This window comes from Nesterenkonia sp. K-15-9-6, from assembly GCF_052656005.1.
In genome coordinates this window covers 48,644-73,285 of sequence record NZ_JBQYEY010000004.1, presented here as the reverse complement: position 1 = coordinate 73,285, position 24,642 = coordinate 48,644, and the positions used below count along the sequence as shown (strand labels likewise).

Genomic DNA, 24,642 nt, shown 5'->3' with positions numbered 1-24,642 from the left:
GAGGAGCGTGCCACGCGGCAGACGACGAGCGCACCCGACCGGGGCCGCAGCACACGGGGCCGGAGCGCAGGATCCGTCATCCGGGGAAGGCGTAGTCCCGGACCTCCACCTGCTCGTTGATGTCCCAGCTGTCTCCGCTGCGGGAGTTGTACGGGGCGTCCACCCGCTCGGCGAAGACCGTGCGCACCCCTTCACCGGCCGAGATGTTCTGCAGTCCCAGCAACGGGCTGCCCATCGCCTGACTGGAACCGTTGAGGTTCACCCGTTCGGCGGTCTCCGCCGAGTCCTCCGAGTTCGCCCAGGCCACCAGAGCGTCCGACTCGAGCCACCGCACATCGTCCGGGGGCGTGGTGGTCTGCAGCGCGATGGGCTCTCCCAGCCCGCGCGGCGTCCCGGAGGAGTCGCGGACCACGCCGGCCAGGTAGAGCCCGGACTCGCCGCCGTCGTCGGCCACGACCACGGCGCGCGCACCGTCCTGCGAGACTCTCAGAGCCTCGACGTCGAGCGCCTCCAACCAGTCGGCGCTGACCTCCAGCGTCGACTGGGAGAGCGTCTCGTCATAGGCGGCCACGTGGACGTGGGAGCCGTCATCGTCCCGGGAGGTCGTCCAGGTCCATCCGAAGTTGTCCATGGAGGGCCGGGTGAGGTTCTCTCCGGTGAGCACGAGGTCCGGGTCACGGTGCGGCCGCAGATGGTAGAGGCGCTCCCCCTCACCGTCCAGGAAGGCGAAGATCTCCTCCGCCTGGGCGGGCACGGCGGGCTTCTGCGGCTCCAGCTCCGAGATGTCCGGCAGGCTGCCGATCGACAGGGTCTGCAGATCCTGCACGCGGACCAGGGTGTCGTCGAGGACTCCGACCTGGGTGTTGCTGACGCTGGGGTCCCGTTCGATGTCCAACGTGTCGGTGGGCTGCTCCGGCATCTCGTACTCGGTCTGGCCGGAGATGATCTCCACCTCCCGCACCGTGGGCAGGTCGAGGAGCACCATCTCCAGCTGATGCTTCATCAGGAGCCTCTCCTGGGCCGTCGCTCCGCGCAGGTGCTCGGCGTCCAGGTCCACCACGGCTGTGCCGTCCTCCACGGGGACCGTGGGCCTCTGCAGCTCCGTGCCGTCGGAGAAGGCCGACGTCACCGCGGGCTCCAGATACGTGGCCGGGCCGTCGAGCAGCGCACTGACGATCTCTGTGGGGACGCCTGTGCGGCTGCTGCGGAACCAGCGGATGTCCGGCACGGCGTACCGCTGCTGCGGATCATAGAAGTAGAGGGTATGGGACTCGTACACCGTGGGGAACGATCCGGAGGTCACCATCGTGCCCTCGGGCGCATCGGCGATGCGCCACTCGCCGTCGACCTGCTCCAGTTCGAACTCCTCGGTCTGGGTCTGCCCCTCCGGGAACTGGGTGAGGATCCCGGTCTCGTCCACCGCAGACTCCACCTCCATCTGCACCGAGTAGCTGTCATCACCCATGGAGAGCACATTGGGGTCCCCCGAGTAGACCAAGGTGCGTGCGCCCGAGCTCCATCGGGCTCCTGCCTCGTCGGTCATGTACTCCCGGGCGACCTCGTACTGGTTGGTCGGCTCCACTCCGGCGTTGATGAAGCCCAGCACGATCTCTTCCGGATCCATGCCCTCCACCGGAGAGGCCGCCTGGATGGAATAGGCGGGGTCTCCGCCGACGTCGAGCTCGGAGGTGCCCACCGGCCCGTCGGTGGGCACCATGGGCGTGCAGCCGGAGGCCACCAGGGCGGCCCCGGCCAGGGCGGCGATCAGAGCGGCCAGGCGACGGCTCATCCTCAGCTCCCCTCCTTCGGCTCGAGCAGCGACTGTTCGGCGATCCGGTCATGGTCGACCTCCCCGGTGACGGGTGTGCCGTCCACGGGGGTGGCGATGCTTCGGCGGTCGGAGGACCGATAGACCGGCGGCAGCGCCAGCGGCGAGGCACGGTACGGCTCCCCCAGCCTCCGGGGCAGGACCAGCCGGAAGCAGGAGCCCTGCCCCTTCTGGCCCCACGCGTCGAGCGCGCCCTGGTGCAGTCGGGTGTCCTCCGTGGCGATGGACAGGCCGAGCCCGGAGCCGCCGGTGGTGCGGGCCCTCGCAGGGTCCGCACGCCAGAACCGGTCGAAGACATGCGCCACCTCCGACGGGCTCATGCCGATCCCGTGGTCCCGCACGGCGACCCCGACGGCAGTCGGCGAGGAGGCGATCACCAGGTCCACCGGCCGCGCCTCAGAATGCTCGATGGCGTTGTTGATCAGGTTCCGCAGGATCCTGTCGATGCGCCGCGGATCCGCCTCCACGACGAAGTCCTCCCCCTGGACCACGATCGACAGCTGCGTCCGGGACTGGTCTGCCAGCGGCAGGGCCGCAGTCAGGGCGTCCTCGGCGAGGCTGCGCAGGTCCACATCGGCGAGGGCGAGCTCGGCCGCGCCGGCGTCGAAGCGCGACATCTCCAGCAGGTCCGAGAGCATCGCTTGGAAACGCTCGACCTGGTGATAGAGCAGCTCCGCGGAACGCTGGTTGACAGGGTCGAAGTCCTCCCGCGACTCGTGCAGGACCTCAGCCGCCATGCGCACCGTGGTCAGGGGTGTGCGGAGCTCATGGGAGACGTCGGAGACGAATCGCTGCTGCATCTTGGACAGGTTCGCCAGCTGGGTGATCTGCTCCTGCAGGTTCGAGGCCATCCGGTTGAACGAGATGCCCAGCCGGGCGATCTCGTCCTCTCCACGCACGGCCAACCGCTGGTCGAGCTGGCCCGCAGCGATACGTTCGGAGACTTCGGCGGCCTGCGAGATCGGTGAGACGACGGAGCGGGTGACCCAGGCCGCCACCGCCATGTTGAGCACCAGCAGCGCCAGTCCGGCCAGCAGCATGATCCTGGTCAGGAAGGCCAAGGTGTCCTGGACGGTGGAGAAGTCGTAGAGGAAGTACAGGCCCATGATGTCCCCGGAGGGCAGCGTGACCTGAGTGCCGAAGATGACTCCGGGCACCTCCACTCCATCCCGGGTGAAGCCTACGGACTGCCAGTACTGGCCGGTGCCGCCGGCCACGGCGTCGCGCAGCTCCTGGGACACCACCTCTTCAGCGGCGACCTCGTCGCCGATGGGGATCCGACCGGCCACCGCACGGGTGTCGGACTCGTCGTCCAACGGGAGCAGGTACACGTAGCGCCGCACCTGGGAGCCGGTGTCCTCCTGCTCCGAGAGGGTGGACTCCACCAGACGGTCGGCCTCGCTGCGGTCGGCGGTGGAGGCCGAGCTGAACTCATTGCGGATCCGCTGCATGCCGTTGGCGGCTTCGAGCTCCACCTGGTCGAAGCGCTCCTGGAACAGACCCGTGGTCACCTGCTGCGCCAGGAAGGCCGCCACCAGGCCCGTGCCGAGCATGGTCAGCAGGCCCGTGAAGGCCACGGCGCGGAACAGCAGCGAGCGTCCCCACAGCCGCGGGATGCGGGCCAGACGTCGACCGGCACGGCGGAACAGCCCGGCAGCGGGCTCCCTCTCCCGGACCTCCGGTGTCTCCGCCGTCGTCGGCGCCTCGGTGCGGGCCTGCCGGATCACCGGGATGGATCCGGTCGTGGACGCTACTGCTCGGGAGGCGGAGGCGCGGCTCTCGTCCTCGGTGATGTCCTACCCCTGTCCGCCGGCCTTGTATCCCACGCCCCGGACGGTCTGGACGATCTCCGGGTGCTCGGGGTCCTTCTCGATCTTGGAGCGCAGGCGTTGGACGTGCACGTTGACCAGGCGGGTGTCGGCCTGGTGCCGGTAGCCCCATACCTCCTCGAGGAGCATCTCCCGATTCCACACCTGCCAGGGCTTCTTGGCCAAGGCGGTGAGCAGGTCGAACTCCAGCGGGGTCAGCGAGATCCGCGTCTCGCCGCGGCGCACCTCATGACCGGCCACATCGATGGTGAGGTCGCCGATGCTCAGCTGTTCGCTGTCGGGCCGAGTCTGCGTCTCAGCCGGGCGCAGCCGAGCCCGGACCCGTGCCACGAGCTCGGCCGGCTTGAAGGGCTTGGGCACGTAGTCGTCGGCACCGGCCTCAAGGCCCCGCACGACGTCGGCGGTGTCCGACTTCGCGGTGAGCATGATGATCGGGGTGTCGGCCTCGTCGCGGATCTCGCGGCACACTTCGATGCCGTCCTTGCCGGGGAGCATGAGGTCCAGCAGCACGACGTCGGGCTTGGTGCTGCGGAACTCGTCGAGGGCGGCATCTCCTGTGGTGCAGAAGGTGGGTTCGAAGCCGTCGTTGCGCAGCACGATGCCGATCATCTCGGCCAGCGCCTCATCGTCGTCGACGACCAGAATCCTGGCTTTCATCAGCTCTCCTGTTCCTCTCGTCCAGCCCGCGCACGGTCCGTCCCGCCAGGATATATGACGGGGCCCTCACGACCGACCGCCATGCATGTCATAGGGGTGTCAGCCGAGGGGCCCGGGCTATAGGGTGAAAGTCTCAGCCTAGTCCGCAGATGTGATCGCAAGGGGACCCATGACCGCACAGTGGAGCACCGAGGAGCCGACGTCCGCCCGGCCAGGGGCAGTCTTCCCGATCCGTCGCATGACCCTCGGCGAGGTCCTCGGCGGCGGGTTCTCGATGATCAGACACTCCCCCAAGGCTGTGGTCGGCGTGCCGTTCGCGGCCGGCATGATCAGCTTCCTGCTCTCTCTGGTGATGTACGCCACGATGCCCATGGGCGGATTCATGCGACTGATGTATGACCCCATGGCCTTCGAGGACGAGGAGCTGCTGTTCTCGCTGTTCTCCAGCATGGGGTTCTGGAGCGGGATGATGGCGATCTCCGTGGTCCAGTACCTCGTGCTCACGGTGGCCTTCGCACTGATGGTGATCCCGACCCTCCGCGCCGCCTACGGCTATCGGACGGGTTTCATGGAGGTACTGCGCCTGCGCGCTGACAGGATCGGCTGGCTGCTGCTGCACATCGTGGTCATGAACGTCCTGCTCTTCGTGGTCGGTCTGGCGGTCATCGCCACGACGGTGATCACCGCCGTCGTCACCATCGGGTTCGGTCTGATCGTGGCGTTCCCCGGCCTGCTGCTCCTGGCGGCCTGGCTCACGGCGGGACTCATGTACGCCCCCCTGGTGGTCCTGGTGGAACGTCGGGGCCCTCTGGCGGCGATCGCTCGCTCCTGGCGGCTGAACCGCGGCCGGTGGTGGATCAACATCGGCACGGTGGCTCTGATCTATCTGCTCCTGGTCGTGATGACCCTGGTGGCCTCCCTGCCGATGGGCATCGTCGCCGGCATCGGCGGAGAGATGGCGATGACCTCTCCGGAGGGAGGCACCGGTGCCTCGACGGTGCTCTTCGTGCTCGCCTCCTTCTTCGATTCCGCGGTCAGCGCGATCTTCCTCGGCCTGGCTGGTGCTCTGGTCTCGGTGATGTATCTGAACTGCAGGATCCACCAGGAGTCCGCGGACGTCACCCTGCTGGCCGCCGCCGAGGGCGCCTCCGACGACGGCACGGTGATCCCTGCCTCATTAGAGCATCTGGGCGAGCCGACCGTGACCTCGGGGCCCCCGTGGGGAGCGCCGCAGCCGGGGTGGGCGGGCTACGGACAGGGGCCCTTCGGCCAGCCGCGCCCCGGTCCGAACCCGTACGGGCAGAACCCGTATGGCCAGTCTCCGTATGGCCAGTCTCCGTACGGGCAGAACCCTTATGGCCAGGACCCCTCCGGCCAGGCGCCTGCTGGCCAGAATCCCTACGGGCAGAACCCCTACCGGCAGAACCCGTATGGACAGAGCCCTTATGGACAGAACCCATATGGACAGAACCCCGACGGACAGAACCCGCACGAGCAGGATCCCTCGGGCGGGGACCCTTACGGCAGGCCGCCCCAGGACCCCCGCGGCCAGCCCGGGTCCGACGACTCCGGCCGTGACGGGCAGGGCCCGGACTTCGGGCAGCCGAGGTGAATCCCGCCCATGCTCCTGGTCGCCATCACTCCTCCGACGGACCTGCCTGGTCCGGTGCCGTCGCCGCTGAGCGCCTCCACGCCCCTGGTGCCCAGCCCCGATGAGGGGCGGGAACTGCTGGAGCGCGAGCTCGCGGACCCGACGTACCAGAGGGAGTTCACCGGGCCGGTGCGACAGGCGATCGAGGACTTCCTCGCGTGGCTCAGTGACCGCATGGGCTCCATCGGCGGCGTCGACATCCCCTATGGTCCGCTCATCATCATGGTGCTGCTCATCGCGGCGATCGTGCTCATCATCCTGCTCGTCCGACCGCGGCTGCAGCGGACCGGCGGCGCCGACGAGGCGCTGACGATCGAACCGGGCATCAGCAGCGACGAGCTGCGCGCTCGGGCCGAGGAACACCGACGGGCCGGCCGCACCGACGAGTGCTTCCGGGACCTGTACCGTGCGGTGGTCCGGGCTGCCGAGGAGCGAGAGATCCTCACGGAGCTCATGGGACGCACCGCCACGGAGGCGGCCCGTGAGCTCACCGCTGTCTTTCCCTCCCATGGGCCGCGGATCGGAACCGCCGCCGAGCTGTTCAACCTCTCCCGCTATGGCGGCCGCTCACTGACCGCCCAGGACTGTGAGGACCTGAGTGGGCTCGACGCCACGCTCGCTGCGGCCGAGCCCCAGACATCCCAGTCCCCGGCAGCGCCTCAGGTGGTGGCGCCACGATGACCGCACCGATCCCGCAGCGGTCCGGAGCCCCGTCCTCCCCCGTCCTCCCGGCGCCGGACGACGCCGCGCCCCGTGAGTCCCAGACCCGGCCGCCCACGGTGCGAAACCTGTCCGCCGCGCTGCGCTCGACCCTGCGTCGCTGGCAGTTCTGGCTCCTGCTCGTCATCATCGGGGTGCTGTTCTCCGTCGTGGTCCAGCTGCTGTCCGTGGAGGACCAGGAACGTTACGGGCTGAACAACACCGAGCTGGACGGCTATGCCGCGATCGCCGCGGTCCTCCAGGACCAGGGAGTGGAGATCCATCCTGCCTCCACAGCAGAGAGCGCGCGCGCTCTGCTGGAGGACATGCCCGAGGCCTCGATCGTCGTCCACGAGGACCGCTGGGAGGCCAGCCGCTCCCTGACCCGCGATCTCCGTTCCCAGGATCGGCCCCGAGTGTGGATCACCCCGTCGGCCGCCACCCGCGAGGAGGCGCTCGGCGGGTTGGCCCCCGCCCGGGCGATCCCGCACTCCTCCACGACGGACGTGCCCGAGGTGCTCGACGCCGGGGAAGACTGCACGGTGCCCGCGGCTCAGCGCGCGGAGACGATACGCGCCCCGGGCCAGCTGTACGACGTCAAGGCGGGGTGCTTCCTGGGGCGGCCCGACCCCACGCAGGACGACGTCGGTCGCGTGCTCGCGGCCACCGACGCCGGCCTGGTCTTCGGTGCTCCCGATGCCTTCACCAACCGCCACATCACCTCCGAGGGGAACGCGGCGCTGGCCCTCGGCCTGTTCGGCGAGCAGTCCGATCTGATCTGGTACACCCCGTCCGGCGTGGACACGCTGTCCGCCGACGAATGGGCCTCCCCCTGGGACTTCATGCCGGACTGGGTGGACATGCTCACCTGGTGGCTGTTCGTCTGCGCGCTGCTGCTCATCCTCGTGGCCGGACGCCGCCACGGCCCGGTGGTGGTGGAGCCGCTGCCCGTGGAGGTCCCCGCCTCCGAGTCCGCCGAAGGGCGAGGCCGGCTCTACCAGCAGGCGGACGCCTCCACGGAGGCCTCACGGACGCTGCGCTCCGCGCATCTGCTGCGCCTGGCCCGACTCCTGCGACTCGGCCCGGGCACTCCGGAGCAGCAGGTGATCGGCGCCGTCGCGGCCCAGACCGGACGGAGCGAGCAGGAGATCGCCCGCACCGTGGACGCCGCTGCCGTCAGCGGCAACACCGCCATGGTGAGATATGCCCAGGGGCTGGCCGCCCTGGAGGACGAGGTCCGGATCCGGCTCGGCCATGGGCCGCGTCAGATCCTCCGTCCGTCGCAGACGCCGCCCGCCCCGCAGGATGCCGCAGCATCACACGACGGCCCGACACCACACGAAGACCCCACACCGCCGACCACGCCGAGGGAAGAAGCACCGTGATCCCACACCAGTCCGACCAGACTCCGCCACAGGCCCCCGCTCCCCAGGCCCCTGCTCCCCAGGGCTCCACCCCGCACCCGGCCGCAGCGGCCAACTCCGGGGTCGGCGCCATGGATACGCTCCGCGACCGTTTCCACCAGGTGCGGCACGAGGTCGCCAAGGCCGTGGTGGGCCAGGACGGGGCGGTCACCGGTGTGCTCATCGGGCTTCTGGTGCGCGGCCATGTGCTGCTCGAAGGAGTGCCCGGCGTGGCCAAGACGCTGCTGGTCCGGGCGATGTCGGCGTCGCTGTCTCTGAACACGGCCCGGGTCCAGTTCACCCCGGACCTGATGCCCGGAGACGTCACCGGCTCGCTGGTCTACGACTCGGCCACCGGTGACTTCACCTTCCGGGAGGGGCCGGTCTTCACCAACCTGATGCTGGCCGACGAGATCAACCGCACTCCGCCGAAGACACAGGCCTCCCTCCTGGAGGCCATGGAGGAACGGCAGGTCTCGGTGGACGGGATCGGACGCCCTCTGCCGGACCCCTTCCTGGTGGCCGCCACGCAGAACCCAGTGGAGTACGAAGGCACGTACCCGCTGCCGGAGGCGCAGCTGGACCGCTTCCTGCTGAAGATCACCCTCGAGCTGCCGCAGCGCGGCGAAGAGATCGAGGTCATCCGCCGCCACGCGGCCGGCTTCAACCCCTCCGACCTGGCCGACGCGGGGGTGCGTCCGGTCGCCTCCGAGGAGGACGTCAGGGCCGCCCGCCGGGAAGTCTGGGCCGTGTCCCTGGCTCCTGAGGTGATCGCCTACATCGTGGACATCGCCCGGGCCACCCGCCAGGCGCCCAGCTTCCAGCTGGGGGTCTCCCCGCGCGGAGCGACCGCGCTGATGAACTCCGCGAAGGCGTGGGCCTGGCTCTCCGGGCGGGACTTCGTCACTCCCGACGATGTCAAGGCGCTGGCGCTGCCCTGCCTGCGGCACCGCGTCTCGCTGCGCCCGGAGGCTTCCATGGACGGAGTCCGCGTCGACGATGTGCTGCAGGGCATCCTCGCCACCGTGCCGGTGCCCCGCTGAGCCCTCGCCGCCCTGTGCCCTTCTCCCTCCGACCACCTGATGTGAGGATCCCTCCATGGTGCTGACCCGCCGCCTGCTGTACGTCGCTCTGGCGCTGAGCGTCGTGGTCGTCGCGCTCCCCGTGGCCTGGGCATGGTGGACCTGCCTGACGCTGCTGGTGGGGCTGGTCGTCGTCGACATGATGCTGGCCGGCTCCCCGCGGCAGGTCCGGGTGGAGAGGGTCCCCGGCGCGGCGGTCCGGCTGAGCCGCACGACGACGGCGGAATCGGTGCTCCATCACAGCGGCCGCCGGCGGCTGCGCGGCTCCGTGAAGGACGGCTGGCAGCCCTCGGCCGGGTCGCTGCGACCGGTGACCCCCGTGGACATCCCGCCGGGCGGACTGCGGCGGGTCAGCGTCCCGCTGCGCCCGAGCCGCCGCGGCGACCTGGTGAGCAGCACGCTGGCGGTCCGTTCCCTGGGCCCGCTGGGGCTCGCCGGCCGGCAGGTGGTGCACCGTTCCAGGCACCTGCAGCGGGTGCTGCCTCCGTTCCGGTCCCGCAAGCACCTGCCGTCGAAGCTGCAGAGGCTGCGTGAGCTCGACGGCCAGACCGCGGTGCAGATCCGCGGGGCCGGCACCGAGTTCGACTCGCTGCGGGACTACGTGCGAGGTGACGACGTCCGCTCCATCGACTGGCGCGCCACCGCCCGTCGGCGCACCGGCGCCGGGCACAATCTGGTGGTGCGCACGTGGCGCCCCGAACGTGACCGGCGGGTCATCCTGTGTCTCGACTCCTCCCGCACGTCCGCAGCCCGCATCGACGACGAGCCGCGGCTCGACACGGGCATGGAGGCCTCCCTGCTGCTCGGGGTGCTCGCCGCCGGGGCCGGAGACCGGGTGGACTTCATCGGTTTCGACCGCGGCATCGTGGCGCGCGCCCGCTCGTCGTCGTCGGGTGACTTCCTGCACCAGATGGTCAACGCGATGGCCACCATGGACCCGGAGCTGGTGGAGGCGGACTTCTCCCAGCTGCCCTCGCATGTGGAGGCCATCAGCTCCCAGCGCGCCCTGGTGGTGGTGCTGACCTCGTTGGAGTCCGGCTCCCTGGAGGAAGGGCTTCTGCCGGTGCTGCCGGCCCTGACGGCCAAGCATCTGGTGCTGTTGGCCGCAGTGCGCGATCCCGACCTGGACCGGAGGACGGTGGAACGGGCCACCGCCACCGAGGTGTACCGCGCGGCTGCCGCCGAACGGGAGATCATCGAGCGAGAGGCGAAGAAGGCGCAGCTGGTCTCGATGGGGGTGGAGGTCGTGGACGCGACTCCGCATGAGCTGCCGCCTCAGCTGGCCGACACCTACATCCGGCTCAAGGCCACCGGTCGGCTGTGAGCCTTATGTCCGCCCCACCTCAGCGGACCCTCACCGCCCCTGCTCCTCCGGACTGGGAGCGCACCGGGCGGCTGTGAGACCCTGGAAGGCGTCATGAAGGTACTTGCTGCGATGTCCGGAGGCGTGGACTCGGCCGTGGCGGCCGCCCGCGCCGTCGACGCCGGCCACGAGGTGGTCGGCGTCCATCTTGCCCTCTCCCGCATGCCAGGGACCCTGCGCACAGGCTCCCGCGGCTGCTGCACGATCGAGGACTCCTCCGACGCGTGGCGCGCCTGCGAGAAGCTCGGCATCCCGTTCTACGTCTGGGACTTCTCCGAGCGCTTCAAGACCGACGTGGTGGACGACTTCATCGCCGAGTACGCGGCCGGTCGGACCCCCAATCCGTGCATGCGTTGCAATGAGAAGATCAAGTTCGAAGCGCTGCTGGACAAGGCGATCGCGCTGGGCTTCGACGCCGTGGCCACCGGCCACTACGCCTCGATCGTCGACCGCCCCGACGGTACCCGGGAGCTGCACCGGGCCGCCACCTGGACCAAGGACCAGTCCTATGTGCTGGGCGTACTGACCACCCAGCAGCTGGCGCACTGTCTGTTCCCGCTCGGCGACACCCCGTCGAAGGAGCTGGTGCGCGCCGAGGCCGCCGAGCGTGGCCTCTCCGTGGCGAAGAAACCGGACTCCCATGACATCTGCTTCATCCCCGACGGCGACACCCGCGGCTGGCTGGCCGAGCAGATCGACCTGCAGAACGGCCCCATCCTCGATCCGGCCGGTGAGCAGATCGGCGAACATGAGGGCTCCCAGGCCTACACCGTGGGTCAGCGGCGCGGGCTGAAGCTCGGCCGCCCCGCCCCCGACGGCAAGCCCCGGTTCGTGCTGGAGATCCGGCCGAAGGACAACACGGTGGTGGCCGGCCCCCAGGAGCTGCTGGAGATCGACCGGCTCACCGGCATCCGACTCTCCTGGGCCGGCCCCGCCGTGCCGGAGGCCGAGACCGGTGACTGGTTCCCGGTGGATCTGCAGATCCGGGCCCACGCTGACCCCGTCCCGGCCCGAGCGCGGGTCCAGAGGGCCGACGACGCCGTCGGCTCACCCGACAGCGACGGCCTGGACAGCGACGCAGGCGGGAACAGCGTGGAACGGCTGGTGGTCGAGCTGGAGGAGCCGCTGCGCGGCGTCGCTCCGGGACAGACCGCCGTGATGTACCAGGGCACGCGGGTGCTGGGCCAGGCGACGATCGACACCGCCCGGTCGAAGAACTACCAGCCCGCCGTCGGCGCCTGAGGCGGTTCTCCGGCGTGTCTGAGGGCAGATCCCGACCGTGGGCGCCGCCGGATCGACGTAAGCTGGAACCATGACTTCGAGCCCTGATCAGCGCGCCGGCGACGCCGCCCAGCACGTGGACCCGGAGGTCCTGGAGGATCTGTTGGCGATGCGCGCCAGCATCGACAACATCGACGCCACGCTCGTGTATCTGCTGGCCGAACGGTTCAAGGCCACCCAGCGGGTGGGGGTGCTCAAGGCCCGTCATCAGCTGCCCCCGGCGGATCCGGCCCGCGAGCGAAACCAGATCGCCCGGCTCAAGCGCCTCGCCGAAGACGCCCAGCTGGACCCGGAGTTCGCGGAGAAGTTCCTCAATTTCATCATCGAGGAGGTCATCCGCCACCATCAGGCGATCTCCGCCTCCAAATCGACCCCCGACCCGTCCCGCCCCGGCGGCTCCCGTGAGGTTCGATGAGCGGGCGTACCCGACCCGAGGCTGAGCAGGCCGAGGACACACGCCCACAGGCGGTGCTCGCCACGGCCGACGGCGTGATGCCCGGCGACCAGTCCCTGGTCTCCTCCCAGCGGTTGGAGGAGGAGCTCTCCGGCCACCTGCCGGCCCTGGCCGAGCTGCCCGCCCGCGGCCACCACGCCACCCTGCGCGGACGCGCTATCGCGATGCTGGCCGAGCTGCCTGCGGAGCTGACCTCCTACGGCTGGCGGCTGGTGGACCGGCCCGGGGCGGACCATCGGCGTGCCGTGCAGCTGCTGCGCGCCGACGTCGACACTCTCGCCGACGTGCGAGGGGCGCGCGCGGAGGACGGCGGCGACGACCAGCCCGCGGAGCTGGTGCTGCACCTGCTGGGACCGGTCAGCCTGGCCGCCAAGCTGGCGCTGCCGGGCGGGGAGAAGCTGCTGGTGGACCACGGGGCCCGCCGGGATCTGGCCGACTCGCTGGCCGCGGGAGCCGCCGAGCACCTGGCCCACGTGCGCCGGTCCTGCGCTCCTGCCGCGCTGCGGGTGGTGCTCCTCGAGCCTGACCACCAGCGGGTGCGCACCGGCTCGGTGCCCACGGTCAGCGGCTACCGGACCATCCGCGCCCTGCCCCGGGATGAGACCCGTCGCATGATCGGCGTGGTCGTGGAATCGCTGCGCGCCGCCGGGGCTGACGAGGTGCTGCTGGACCTGGGCGAGGCGCCCCTGCTGGAGCATGTGGAGGACCACCGAGCCCCCACCGGCACCCGGGTGGACGGCTTCGGCCTGCCCGTGCCGGCCCTCACCACCGGCGACTGGGAGCGGGTTGCCGGGCTCGTCGAAGAGGGCACCCGGTTCCATGCCGGACTGCTGCGCTCCGTCCCCCGGTCGATGCAGGAGACGCCGCAGGTCAGCGTCCTGGCCCGGCGGCTGAGCGAGCCCTGGCAGGCGCTGGGGATGCCGTCGTCGTCATTGGCGGCGCTGTCCGTGACGCCCCTGGCCTCCGCGGCCCGGGACCAGCTCGCCGCGGTGAGCGAGACCGATGCCCTGCGGCTGGTCAGCCGCACCCGGAACGCCGCCGAGGCGCTCACCGACCAGATGACGGCATGACCAGATGACGGCATGACCAGATGGAGGCATGACATGAGGACGCCCACCAGCACTGATCTGCGCGACGAGATCCTCCTGCGCTTCATCCTGCAGAAGTTCGACCAGCTCGTCACGCTGGTGGGGTCCCTGGAGGAGGCCGACGCCGGCCGCGACCTCGGCGAGCACACGGGCCCCGAGGTCTCGACGAACTCGGCGGTGCAGCTGCTGGTCCATGTCTGCGGCGTCATGCGTCGCTGGTCGTCGTCGGTGAACCTGGGCGTGCCGGTGCCCCGCGACCGGGACGGGGAGTTCACCACGCAGATGCCGGCCGCCCAGGCACTGGAGCTCGCCGCACAGGCCCGGGAGGCCTTCCTCGACGACATCGCCGCCACCGACTGGTCAGCGGCGCCCGCCGCCCTCCCTGCGGGCCGGGACGAGCAGTGGACCGTCACCTGCCATGGTGTGCTGCTTCATGTCTTCGAGGAGATCTGTCAGCACCTGGGCCACGCCGAGATCACCCGTGACGTGGTCACCGCCCGGCGGCCATCCCTGCCGCCCGAGCCTGCGCGATGATTCTCGGCAGGGCGGCGGCGAGCGCCTCGACGTCGTCGGCGGTGGTGGTGTGCCCCAGAGTGAGGCGCTGGGCGCCGCGAGCCTGATCCTCGCTGAGCCCCATGGCCAGCAGCACATGGGAGGGCCGCGGCACACCGGCGGTGCAGGCAGACCCGGTGGCGGTGTCGAAGCCGGCCATGTCCAGCATGAACAGCAGCGAGTCCCCTTCGGCGCCGTCCACGGTCAGGTGCAGGTTGTTCGGCAGGCGGCGCTCCGGGTGGGTGCGCGGGTCCGGACCGCGCAGGGTCACCCCCTCGACGTCGATCACGGCCTCCAGCAGCGTGTCCCGCAGCGCGGCGATCCGGGCCGACTCCTCCACCCGCTGGGCGACGACCTCCTCGGCGACGGCGGCGAAGGCGCACAGTCCGGCGGCGTCCAGAGTCCCGGAGCGGATGTCCCGTTCCTGTCCCCCGCCGTGCAGCACCGGAGTCAGGGGGACGTCCCGGCGCACCAGCAGCGCGCCGATCCCCACGGGGCCGCCGATCTTGTGCGCGCTGACCGCCAGCGTCGCCGCGCCGCTGGCGGCGAAGTCCACCGGCTCCGCTCCGACGGGCTCGCCGCCGAAGGCCTGGACGGCGTCCGAGTGCAGCGGGATGCCGTATGCGGCGCAGGCTCGGGCGAACGGGGCCACCGGCTGCAGGGCCCCGGTCTCGTTGTTGGCCCACATGAGGGTCGCCAGCGCCACGGACTCCGGCTCCTCGGCGATCAGCTCCTCCAGCAGGGCGCAGGAGGCCTCGAGGTCCAGCACACCGTCAGCGCCCACCGGCAGGAGGACCAGTTCGGCGTCCTCCTGGGACTCGAGCCACTCGGCGGTGTCGAGCACGGCATGGTGCTCGATGCCGGGCAGCAGCACCCGACGACGGCGGGGATCCTCCGCTCGGCGGCTCCACCAGAGGCCCTTCAGCGCGAGGTTGTCCGCCTCGGTGCCGCCGGAGGTGACGATCACCTCGCTGGGGTGGGCGCCGAGCGTCGTCGCGAGACGGGCCCGGGCCTCGTCGACCTCCAGGCGGGCACGGCGTCCGGCCCCGTGCAGCGAGGCCGGGTTGGCCAGCCGGGGCATCATCTCGGTGAGCACGCGCACTGCGGTGTCACGGACCGGTGTGGTGGCGGCATGGTCGAAGTACCGGGAAGGACTCGTCATCGTCCCCTGATTCTACGAGCTCCCCGGCGACCGGGCTGGCAGGGCTCTCACCGCCGATGTCCGCGGTGGGCTGATCCGTGGCCGCCGACGGGCGGGGCGGCAGGATCAGGCGCTATCGTGAGGGAGCGATGAGCAACCAGTCCTCCCCCGGAGTCCCCGGCGCAGACCTCTACGGCGTGCTCGGCGTGCCTCCGGAGTCCGATCTGAAGACCATCCGGATCGCCTACCGGCGCCTGGCCCGGGACAACCATCCGGACAGGGGCGGCTCCGCTGAGGACTTCCACCGGATCCAGGCGGCCTGGGAGGTGCTGCGCTCCGCGGAGTCCCGGGCCGCCTATGACCGGACCCGCCGCGACGGCGGCACCGGCACCGGGGAGTCGACCGACGACGTCGACGCCGTCCGCTACGGTCCCTCCGGCACCTGGGCGGCTCCCAGCGGCCGGAACCGCGGCAGTTCGGAGCGGGGGGCCCAGCGCACCGCCTCGGGCGCTGCGCATCTGCCTCCGGAGTACCGGCCGGCGCTCTCCGATCCCCGGCCGCTCTCCCTCTCTCTGACCAGCCAGCGCGTCCACGGCGAGTTCCGGTCCCACGGGCTGTTCGGGCGCAGCCGGGTCCAGCGCCGCCACGAACGGACGATCGAGGTCCTGCAGCGCCACGTGCTCGACGAGCTGCCGGCGGCCCGGCTGTTCAACGACGTCCACCTCGACGCTCCGACGGTGGATCGTCGGGGGCGCCGTCGCTCCTCAGGAGGCGAACGCGCCGAGCATGTGGTCGTCTGCGGCGACCGGCTCACCGTGGTCTTCGCGCTCGAGGTGCCCACCCCGGCCGCGTCATGGGACGGGCAGGTGCTGCGCGCCGCCGGACGCAGTCTGGCCCTTCCGGATGTCGGCGCTCAGGCTCGCCGGCTCCGGGAGACGCTGACCCAGCGGCTGCTCGACGAACGGGGTCACGAGGTGGTGCTGACCGTGGATCACCAGGTGATGCTCCACTCCCCCGACGGCAGCCTGCTGTCCCCGGTGGTGGAGGCCTCCCGCGGCGGCGCTTCGGCCCCGTCGGCGGCCGGACGCGCCGCGCGAGCGATCGTGGGCCAGCTCGGCACCTCACCGCGGGCCAATGTGGTGGACCGCCATCTGCTGGGGGTCCTGCGAGACCAGCTCGCCTCCCCCGACGAGACGTAGCGGGCGGCGCGCCGGGCCGCCGCACGCGTCGTAGGATGGTCGCCGTGGAGAATCCGATCCGAGTGCTCGTGGACCAGCCGGAGATTCCCGGGAACACCGGGAACCTCATCCGCCTGGCGGCGGTGACCGGCATGCAGCTGCACCTCGCCGAACCTCTCGGCTTCGACTTCGCCGATGCGAAGCTGCGCCGTGCCGGACTCGACTATCACGACCTCGCGGTGATGACCGTCCATCCGAGCCTGGAGGCGGCCTGGGAGGCGCTGGCCCCCGAGCGGGTCTTCGCGTTCACCGGAGACGGCGACACCGGGCACACCGCCGTCGACTACCGACCCGGCGACGTGCTGCTCTTCGGCCGGGAGTCCACCGGGCTGGACGACCACGTCAAGGACGACCCCCGCATCACCGCGAAGGTGCGCATCCCCATGCTGCCCTCGCGGCGTTCCCTGAACCTGGCCAACTCGGTCTCCATCGCCGTCTACGAGGCCTGGCGTCAGCACGGCTTCGACGGCGCCCGCTGAACCTCCTCCGGACTTCCGTCCAGCGGTCCGCCGGCCGACATCCCGCCGACTCCGAGCGTCGGTCCCGGGCGGGGGCGGTCCCGGTCGCTAGACTCACGGAACATGGAGACTGCTTCCCCGCGCCGTGACGGCGACCAGCCTCACCCCGAGGACCAGGAGACGTCGGGGGTGTCCGTCGCGCCTGACGACGCCCCGGGACACGATCCGCGGCAGGATCCCGGCGCACACACCGGGGAGCCTTCCCGGAGCGCCGAGCCGACGACGGCGCCGCAGCTCTCCGAGGACCCGACGCTGGGCGAACTGCTGACCGCCACCGCCCATGGGGATCAGGCCTCCTTCGCAGCCTTCTACGAGGCCACCGCCGACGTCGTCTACGGTCTGGCGCTGCTGATGCATGAGGATGCCGCCGGCGCCGACGCATCCTTGGTGGCCGTCTATCACCACCTGTGGGACCAGGCTGACGTGCGGGCTCGCGACCTGCGGCTGCAGACCGCCGCCTCCGAGACCCTCACCGACGAGCACGCCGAGGCGGAGGCCGACTACCGCCCCAGCGAGTACGAGCTGGTGTTGGAATGGCTGGTGCCGCTGGCCCACCGGATCATGGTGGACAGGTTCCGGGACGGCTCCGTGGCCCCGATCAGCCTCGCGGCGATCTCCGACGGCGGCGGCGTGGCCGGGCTCCCCGAGGAGATCCTCGGCGACTTCGAGGTGCTCTCGGACTCTCAGTCCCAAGCGCTGGCGCTGAGCTACCTCACCGGGCTGACCCACCGACAGATCGCGGAGACCGTCGGCGCCGCCATCCCCGCGGTGAAGTCCCGGCTGCGCGACGGCATGACCCGGCTGCACACCCAGCGCAGCGCCCGCGACGAGGAGTTCGATCCGATCCTCCGGGCCGCCGTCACCCGGCGGGACCTGGAGCGCGGCACCGGGGTCAACCGCAACTTCACCCGGGAGATCGCCGCAGACCTGGACAAGGACCTGCTGGTCGAGCTCGCCGAGGTCTACGCCCTCGACGCCGTCGACGACCGGGAACGCTCCCTGCTGGACGAGATCGTCCTGGATGCTGACGAACGCACCGCCCAGCAGTGGGACACCAGGGTGCTGGCCGCGCGCCGCACCCTGGCGGAGATCTTCACCGCCCACCCGACGGTGCCTCCGGCCCACCTGCTGGAGGAGGTGCTCCTCGACCTCGGGGATCAGGAAGTCGGCATGGGCATGGTGGAGGAGTTCTCCACCCACACGGAGGAGACCGCCAAGCGCGAACCGATCATGAAGCGCTGGATGGTGCTCACCGGACTCGCGGTGGTGGTGCTGCTGGCCGTCGTGCTGGTCTGGCGGTTCACCGGCGGCCAGGACGTGGTCGCCACCGCCGACGGTGCCGAGGACGCCCGGGTGCTCGACGGGCTCGAGCTCGCGGAGGGCGGGACCGCCGAGGCGGTGCTCTCAGCCTCCGAGGACGTCGGCTATGTGGACTTCCAGGATGTGGCGGACCTGGATGGGCTCTCCTACCAGGTCTGGCTGCTGCCCTCCGACGAACGTCCTCCCAGCTCCCTGGGAAGCTACAGCGCCGAAGAGCTGGAGGAGGAGATCATCACGCTGCGCGCCATCGGCGGCTATGAGCAGCTGTTGGTCACCGCGGAGCAGATCCGCGGGGAAGAGAGGCCCACCGGCGAAGTGATCGTGGAGATCCCGCTGCGCGACCGCATCACCGAAGGCCCCCAGTACGGGGGCGGCACGTCCGCCGGCGAGGACGAAGACGACGAGGAATGACCTCCAGGAGGAGTCGACGATGACCGCTGAGTTCACCACCTGCGATCTCTATGACGCCGATGAGAGCCTGCAGTCGGTCTCCCTGCAGATGCAGGACCTGGGCGGGCGGACCCGCTTCGCCGGACCGGTCCGCACCATCCGCTGCTTCCGCGACAACGCCCTGGTCAAGACCACGCTGAACAGTCCGGGCGACGGAGCGGTGCTGGTAGTCGACGGCGGCGGCTCCCTGGAGTCCGCCCTCATGGGCGACATGATCGCCGAGGCGGCAGTCGCCCACGGGTGGGCGGGGGTCGTGATCAACGGCGCCATCCGCGACCGGACCGCCGTCGCTCAGCTGGACCTTGGTGTCAAGGCGCTGGGATCGAATCCGCGCAAGTCCTCGAAGGAGGGCACCGGCGAGCAGGATGTGCCGGTCGAGTTCGGGGGCGTGGTGTTCCGTCCCGGCGCGATGCTGCACGCCGACGAGGACGGCGTCCTGGTCGAGCCCTGATCCTCGGTCGAGCACTGTTCCTCGATCGAGCACTGCTCCTCCCGGAGGGGCCGGGCAGTGTTCAGAAGCCGGCGAAGGTGTCCGGCCCGTTGACCACGACCCAGTGGAAGTCCTCAGCCAGCCCCCCAGCCAGTCCCTCTGCCGGTCCCTCGGAGGACGTGTCGACGATGCCGGCGGCGGCATGGATCCGCCGCAGACGGGTGAGCACGAACTCCTCCATCCGTGCGGGATCAGGGTGCTGGCTGAAGTGCTGGCGCAGCGCCTCCAGCTTCCTGTCCTCGTAGCCGCTGACTTCCACGCGCAGATTGACCCGCTCCTCCGGGGCGGCCATGAGCATCAGGTGTCGGATCTTGAAGGCCTCCAACCCCTCCTGCTCCGCCAGCTCCGGGAACGCGAAGGGGTTCTCCACCGCCGGATAGCAGGCACGAACCACCGCCTCGCCGCAGGCCAGATGGTCCGGGTGGGACTTCTGCATCCTGTCCCAGGCCCGCTCCGGGTGCGGGGACATCACGACGTCGGGCCGCACCTGCCGCATCACCCGTACGATCTGGCGGATCAGGTCAGCCGTCGGCTCCACCCAGCCGTCCTTCTCGTCCAGGAGGATCACCTCGCGGACCCCGAGGACGGCGGCCGCCTCCTCCTGCTCGGCCTGGCGACGACGCGCCATCTCGACTCGGTCATGCCCGGTCTCGAAGCCGCCGGCATCGCCCGCGGTGAGCAGACAGAGGGTGACGTCCACTCCACGCTCGGCCAGCGCCGCGACGGTGGCGGCCGCGCCGAAGTCGACGTCGTCGGGGTGGGCGCCGAAGGCCAGCACGCGGCGGGCTCCCAGCACGTCGATCAGGGCGTCCGGGCTGTGCAGGGTGGAGCGCCGGTCACGGGTCATCGGAGCCTCACATCCCGCCGAGGGTGACCTCGGCCTCGTGCTCGTCGCCGTCGCGCAGATAGGTCACGGAGACGGTCTCCCCTGCCCGGTACTCGCGGACCGTGGCGGTCAGGGTCAGGCTGTCGTCGATCCGACGGTCGTCCACGTGGGTGACGATGTCGCCCTCCTGAAGCCCGCCCTCAGCCGCCGGGGACCCGTCAGCCACCTCCTCCACGTAGGCACCGGTGGTGAAGCTGCCGCCGGACTCCAGCGGCTGCTCGCCGGCGCCCGCGGCGTTCACGGTGACGCCCAGCAGCCCGTGGGAGGCCTCGCCGTCGGCGATGATGTCCTCGGCCACACGCTGGGCGTAGTCGATGGGGATGGAGAAGCCGACGCCGATGCTGCCGGCCTCCGCCTCGGAGATCCCGCCGCCGGTGGAGGCGATGGCCACGTTGACGCCGATGACCCGTCCTTCGGAGTCGACGAGGGCGCCGCCGGAGTTCCCCTGGTTGATGGCGGCATCCGTCTGGATCACGTTGAGGTGGATGGACCCCTGGGACGGCGAGGTCTCCAGGTCGGGGAAGTAGAACTCGAAGCCCTCACCGTCCTCTTCCTCCTCGGGCTCGGGGGCGTCCGGGGTCTCCTCCTCCACGGCGGCGGAGGCCACCGAGATGGTCCGGTCCAGGGTGGAGATGATGCCGTCGGTCACGGTGCCGTCGAGCCCCAGTGGTGCGCCGATGGCGATCGCCTGGTCGCCCACGTTCAGGTCGGAGGAGGTGCCCAGCTCTGCGGGCTCGATGCCTTCGGTGTCCTCCAGCTGGACCACAGCGAGGTCGGAGAGCGGGTCCGTGCCGACCACCTGAGCGGTGCGCACCGAGCCGTCATAGAGCTTGACGTGGATCTCCGCCTCGGCAGTGGCCCCACCGAGGGTGACCACGTGAGTGTTGGTGAGGATGTGGCCCTCGTCGTCCAAGATGATGCCCGAGCCGGAGCCGGCCGCAGTGGAGCCGGCCACCGACAGCGTCACCACCGACGGCGAGGCCTTGGCTGCGGCCGCGGTCACCGCCGTGGCACTCTCCGGGTTGTTGATCTGGATGCCGGAGCCGCCGACGTCGACCTGCTGGTCCCCGCCGAGGAGTCCGACGGCGCCCGCACCTACTCCCCCGCCGATCAGGCCGGCCGCCAGCACGCCCACCAGGAACAGCGGCATGCCGACTCCGCGACGGCTCTTCTCCGGCTCAGCGGGAGCCCCGTGGTGGCCAGGGCCTCCTGGACCACCGCTGCTGCCACTGCCACCGGGGCCGCTGGGGCCGCCGTACCATGGCTGGCCGGAGTGCGGGGGCTGGCCGGAGTGCGGGGACTGGCCGGAGTGCGGGGACTGGCCAGCGTGCGGGGACTGGCCGTAGGGGGCCACCTGTGCCTGGTGCGGGTGGGCGGCCGCCCCCGCAGAGGACGAAGCGGACGGCGCTGCCGGAGGCGGGAATCCGGGCTGGGCAGGGCCAGCCGGCCGATAGGGCTGCATCGCCGGGCCGGACGCGTAACCATGCGCCGAAGATGCCGGAGACCCCTGCTGGGGAGAGCGGGGCGCGGCCGTTCCGGGCGCGGGCACGGATCCCGCGGCGGCCGCGGCCCCGGGGGCCGGCGCCGCCGCGGCGGAGGGAGCCGACGACGCCTCGGCGGTGGCCGCTGAGCCCGGCGACCCAGCCTCGGGAACGAATCCACCACGCGGGCCGTGCTGGCCTCGGTCATTTCCGACGCGGTCAATGTCGGCTGGGTCGTGCTCGGCTCGGTCATGCTGGACGAGGGGCCGGGTCGGCTCAGGCGGCGCGGCGGGGATCCGCTGAGTCTGCTCCCCGCTGTCGGAGCCGCGCTCGGGCCCCGTGCCGGGCGTCGTCGTGCCAGGCGTCGTCGACTCCTGGTCGAGCTCCGCGGACTCCGCGCGGTCCTGAGGATCTGTAGTCATGAGAAACCTGCCTTCACACCTGACGAGGCGCCCGCCGGAGCGAGCGCTGGATCTCCGGCCTCCGCGCGGTGCCGCGGGGGCGCACTCGAAGCATTGTGCTCGCCCATCCTGTACCTTCGACGATAACTTCCTGAACGCCTCCTGGGCGATTCCTGCGCTCCGTGTGACGCCTCTCCACCCTCATCGCTCCTCCTCAGCGGGCACACCCTGTGCGAAGCATGCAGGAGGACCCGTGTTCTCTGCCAACGTACTCGCCACCGTGGACGCACCTCGGGGGTGCTCATAGACTGACCCCATGCTCGAAGCCTTCGCGACGTCTCTGCCCGTCACTGTGGGAGCCGTCATCGTCGGCCCCCTGCTCATCGGGGCGGGAGTGCTCGTGCTCATCGGGCTCGGCGCCATGTACCTCTCCGGCGGCAGGAAGCAGACCCGTCAGCTCTCCTCCGCTCCCGGGTCCCGCGCCATGGGGGCGGCCGGGGGCCAGGGCTCCGAGCAGCCCGCCGCGCCGGACCCTCGGGACACCATGCCCTACGGGCAGCTGCGCCAGCAGGCCGGCTCCATGCTGGTCGCTGCGGACGAGGCCGTGCGCTCCTCCGACCAGGAGATCCTGTTCGCCCAGGCCGCCTACGGGGACGAGGCCGTGGAGGTCTTCCGCCAGGACATCCAGAAGTCCAAGGACCACCTGCGTGATGCCTTCCGGCTCCAGCAGCAGCTGGACCAGCAGCCGCCGCAGGACGAGACCGAGGCGCGCCGGATCGTCCGGCAGATCATGGAGCACTGCGAGCAGCTGGACGCGTCCCTCGACGCCCACCGCCAAGAGTTCGAGGGGCTCCGCGACCTGGAACGCAGCCCCGGCCCGGCCGCCGCGCAGCTCAATGAACGCCTCGCCGACCTGCGGACCCGGCTGCACGCCGCCGCAGCCGAGCTGCCGCAGCTCCAGAAGCGCTACACCGGGGAGCCGTTGGAGAGCCTGCAGCAGAACCTGGACCGCGCCGAGGGCCTGCTGGAGGACGCGCAGTCCCACGGCGAGACGGCCGCGCAGGCCGCCGAGGCGCACCGCGCCTCCGACGCCGTGGTGGCCATCCACGCCGGAGAGCGGTCCGCCGCTGAGGCCGCCGCGCTGCTGGACTCCGCCGACCAGACCTCCTCCCGGCTCCAGGACGCCCGCCGGAACCTCGACGTCGGAGTGGCGCAGACCGAACAGGACGTCGCCCAGGCGCGCGCCACGCGTGATGCCGGGCAGGCGCCCGAGCTGGCCGGGCCGATCGCCGCCGCAGAGGCCGCCGTCGCCCGCGTGCGGCAGACCATCGACTCCGGCGAACGCTACGACCCTCTGGAGCTGCTGCTGGGATTGGAGCTGGCCCACCGGGAGCTCGATGAGCCGCTCAACGCGGTGCGGGACCGTCAGGCCCAAGACCGACGCGCCCGAGAGATGCTGCAGACCGAGCTGCTGACCGCCCGCAACCAGGTGCAGTCCTCCCAGGACTACCTCCGTTCCCGCGCCCACCGGGTGGGCACCACGGCACGGACCCGCCTGGCCGAGGCTGAGCGGTGCCTGTCCGAAGCTCAGGCCTTCGCCGACACGCAGCCCGCACGCGCGCTGGACTTCGCCACCCAGGCGAAGACGCTGGCGGTGCAGGCCGCCCAGATCGCCGAACAGGACCGGGCCGAGGAGAACCTCATGAACACCGGAGGAGGCTTCGGCGGCTACGGACGCCACTGGGGCGGCGGCTACGGCACCGGCTACGGCGGCGGGTATGGCGGCGGGTATGGCACCGGGTATGGCTATGGCGGCGGCTACGGCCGTCGTCGCGGATCCGGCCGAGCGGGACGCCGCATGCTGCGCTACGGCATGCGCCACGGGCGCCGTCGGTGGTTCTGAGTGCTGACGACCTGTTCACCCGCACCCCCTGTGACGGGTGATCCTCGATGACTAGACTGATCTGAAAATCTCCAGGAAAGGTGATCACCGTGTCCAAGCAGTCCATCTTCGGCAGGATGTCCCAGCTGATCCGCGCGAACGTCAACGCGATGCTGGACCGTGCCGAGGACCCCGAGAAGATGCTCGACCAGATGGTCCGGGACTTCACCAACAACATCGCTGAGGCCGAGGAGGCGGTGGCCCAGACCATCGGCAACCTCCGGATGATGGAGGACGACTACCGGGAGGACCTCGACACCGCGCGCTCCTGGGGCCAGAAGGCGCTGGCCGCCTCCCGGAAGGCGGACGAGTTCCGCACCTCCGACGACGACGCCAACGCGCAGAAGTTCGACAACCTCGCCAAGGTCGCCATCCAGCGACAGATGGACGCCGAGTCCTCGGCCCGCACGGCAGAGCCGACGATCCAGTCCCAGCGGGAGATCGTGGACAAGCTCAAGCAGGGCCTCGAGCAGATGAAGACCAAGCGTCAGCAGCTCATCAGCAAGCGCGACGAGCTGGTGGCCCGGTCCCGGGCGGCCCATGCCCAGTCGCAGGTGCACGATGCGGTCAAGTCCATCGACGTCATGGACCCGACCTCCGAGGTGGGGCGCTTCGAGGAGAAGATCCGCCGCGAGGAGGCGCGGGTCCGCGGCCAGAACGAGCTGGCCGCCTCCAGCCTGGACGCTCAGTTCGAGTCCCTCGAGGACCTCGGCGAGCAGGCGGAGATCGATGCGCGGCTGGCCGCGCTGAAGACGGGCTCCACCTCGCCCGCCCTGGGCACCGGAGCCGAGCAGGGCGCCCTGGGAGCAGGGTCCGGCACCGGTGTCACCGAGGCCGACCTCGCCGAGCTCGACTCCGCCCTGGAGGGCAACGAGCAGCAGAAGTGAG

At 70.9% G+C, this 24,642-nt stretch carries 21 protein-coding genes; 15 read left to right on the top strand and 6 right to left on the bottom strand.

Features of this window, described 5'->3' with window-relative positions; translation table 11 throughout:
* Positions 1 to 76 precede the first annotated feature (76 nt).
* The 3 genes from SD455_RS03695 to mtrA all read right to left on the bottom strand — a co-directional run bounded on the left by SD455_RS03695 (position 77) and on the right by mtrA (position 4,314).
* Positions 77 to 1,789, bottom strand: coding sequence for an LpqB family beta-propeller domain-containing protein (locus SD455_RS03695; RefSeq protein ID WP_445507279.1), 1,713 nt, complete (start codon positions 1,787 to 1,789; stop codon positions 77 to 79).
* 2 nt (positions 1,790 to 1,791) lie between these two features.
* Entirely contained in the window at positions 1,792 to 3,555 is a 1,764-nt protein-coding gene (gene mtrB, locus SD455_RS03690; RefSeq protein WP_311023566.1) for an MtrAB system histidine kinase MtrB, read from the bottom strand.
* A 69-nt stretch (positions 3,556 to 3,624) separates the two neighbouring features.
* On the bottom strand, positions 3,625 to 4,314 hold the full coding sequence (gene mtrA / locus SD455_RS03685; RefSeq protein WP_070159230.1) for an MtrAB system response regulator MtrA: 690 nt from the start codon (positions 4,312 to 4,314) through the stop codon (positions 3,625 to 3,627).
* 169 nt (positions 4,315 to 4,483) lie between these two features.
* Between mtrA and SD455_RS03680 the strand changes: the two genes are divergently transcribed.
* From SD455_RS03680 to SD455_RS03640, 9 genes are all read left to right on the top strand, one after another.
* Positions 4,484 to 5,926 (top strand): hypothetical protein, encoded by a 1,443-nt coding sequence (locus SD455_RS03680; RefSeq protein ID WP_445507278.1) that lies wholly within the window; start codon positions 4,484 to 4,486, stop codon positions 5,924 to 5,926.
* 9 nt (positions 5,927 to 5,935) lie between these two features.
* Complete coding sequence (locus SD455_RS03675; RefSeq protein ID WP_445507277.1) at positions 5,936 to 6,646, top strand: DUF4129 domain-containing protein; 711 nt, start codon at positions 5,936 to 5,938, stop codon at positions 6,644 to 6,646.
* A complete protein-coding gene (locus SD455_RS03670; protein ID WP_445507276.1) occupies positions 6,643 to 8,049 on the top strand; it encodes a DUF4350 domain-containing protein in 1,407 nt (468 codons plus the stop codon). The genes SD455_RS03675 and SD455_RS03670 overlap by 4 nt, the downstream gene beginning before the upstream one ends.
* A 110-nt stretch (positions 8,050 to 8,159) precedes the next feature.
* Positions 8,160 to 9,110, top strand: a complete 951-nt coding sequence (locus tag SD455_RS03665; RefSeq protein ID WP_311024416.1) for an AAA family ATPase — start codon at positions 8,160 to 8,162, stop codon at positions 9,108 to 9,110.
* Positions 9,111 to 9,165: 55 nt separating this feature from the next.
* A complete protein-coding gene (locus SD455_RS03660; RefSeq protein ID WP_070159223.1) occupies positions 9,166 to 10,473 on the top strand; it encodes a DUF58 domain-containing protein in 1,308 nt (435 codons plus the stop codon).
* A 93-nt stretch (positions 10,474 to 10,566) separates the two neighbouring features.
* Complete coding sequence (gene mnmA, locus SD455_RS03655) at positions 10,567 to 11,754, top strand: tRNA 2-thiouridine(34) synthase MnmA (protein WP_311023558.1); 1,188 nt, start codon at positions 10,567 to 10,569, stop codon at positions 11,752 to 11,754.
* 70 nt (positions 11,755 to 11,824) lie between these two features.
* Positions 11,825 to 12,208, top strand: coding sequence for a chorismate mutase (locus SD455_RS03650; RefSeq protein ID WP_445507275.1), 384 nt, complete (start codon positions 11,825 to 11,827; stop codon positions 12,206 to 12,208).
* Positions 12,205 to 13,317, top strand: coding sequence for a hypothetical protein (locus tag SD455_RS03645; protein WP_445507274.1), 1,113 nt, complete (start codon positions 12,205 to 12,207; stop codon positions 13,315 to 13,317). The genes SD455_RS03650 and SD455_RS03645 overlap by 4 nt, the downstream gene beginning before the upstream one ends.
* Before the next feature lie 33 nt (positions 13,318 to 13,350).
* A complete protein-coding gene (locus SD455_RS03640; protein WP_070159218.1) occupies positions 13,351 to 13,869 on the top strand; it encodes a mycothiol transferase in 519 nt (172 codons plus the stop codon).
* Here the strand turns inward: SD455_RS03640 and SD455_RS03635 are convergent.
* On the bottom strand, positions 13,826 to 15,049 hold the full coding sequence (locus SD455_RS03635) for a cysteine desulfurase family protein (protein WP_311023552.1): 1,224 nt from the start codon (positions 15,047 to 15,049) through the stop codon (positions 13,826 to 13,828). The two genes, SD455_RS03640 and SD455_RS03635, sit on opposite strands and share 44 nt — an antisense overlap.
* Positions 15,050 to 15,177: 128 nt before the next feature.
* On the opposite strand from SD455_RS03635, the gene SD455_RS03630 reads away from it, so the two are divergent.
* From SD455_RS03630 to rraA, 4 genes are all read left to right on the top strand, one after another.
* The gene (locus tag SD455_RS03630; RefSeq protein ID WP_070158828.1) at positions 15,178 to 16,227 is read left to right on the top strand and encodes a J domain-containing protein; all 1,050 of its coding nucleotides are present in this window, start codon (positions 15,178 to 15,180) and stop codon (positions 16,225 to 16,227) included.
* A 44-nt stretch (positions 16,228 to 16,271) separates the two neighbouring features.
* A complete protein-coding gene (locus SD455_RS03625) occupies positions 16,272 to 16,745 on the top strand; it encodes a tRNA (cytidine(34)-2'-O)-methyltransferase (RefSeq protein ID WP_237089938.1) in 474 nt (157 codons plus the stop codon).
* 102 nt (positions 16,746 to 16,847) lie between these two features.
* On the top strand, positions 16,848 to 18,515 hold the full coding sequence (locus tag SD455_RS03620; protein WP_139827590.1) for an RskA family anti-sigma factor: 1,668 nt from the start codon (positions 16,848 to 16,850) through the stop codon (positions 18,513 to 18,515).
* 19 nt (positions 18,516 to 18,534) lie between these two features.
* Entirely contained in the window at positions 18,535 to 19,005 is a 471-nt protein-coding gene (gene rraA, locus SD455_RS03615) for a ribonuclease E activity regulator RraA (RefSeq protein ID WP_070158831.1), read from the top strand.
* A 61-nt stretch (positions 19,006 to 19,066) separates the two neighbouring features.
* On the opposite strand, the gene SD455_RS03610 is transcribed toward rraA, so the two are convergent.
* Together SD455_RS03610 and SD455_RS03605 are read right to left on the bottom strand one after the other, a co-directional pair.
* Entirely contained in the window at positions 19,067 to 19,891 is an 825-nt protein-coding gene (locus SD455_RS03610) for a PIG-L deacetylase family protein (RefSeq protein WP_344682635.1), read from the bottom strand.
* 7 nt (positions 19,892 to 19,898) lie between these two features.
* On the bottom strand, positions 19,899 to 21,080 hold the full coding sequence (locus SD455_RS03605; protein ID WP_344682633.1) for a S1C family serine protease: 1,182 nt from the start codon (positions 21,078 to 21,080) through the stop codon (positions 19,899 to 19,901).
* 1,048 nt (positions 21,081 to 22,128) lie between these two features.
* Here SD455_RS03605 and SD455_RS03600 point away from each other — a divergent pair.
* Positions 22,129 to 23,715 carry a hypothetical protein gene (locus SD455_RS03600; protein WP_445507273.1) on the top strand — a complete coding sequence of 529 codons (1,587 nt, stop codon included), beginning with the start codon at positions 22,129 to 22,131 and terminating at the stop codon, positions 23,713 to 23,715.
* An 89-nt stretch (positions 23,716 to 23,804) separates the two neighbouring features.
* A complete protein-coding gene (locus SD455_RS03595; RefSeq protein WP_070159131.1) occupies positions 23,805 to 24,641 on the top strand; it encodes a PspA/IM30 family protein in 837 nt (278 codons plus the stop codon).
* The last annotated feature ends 1 nt before the right edge of the window (position 24,642 follow it).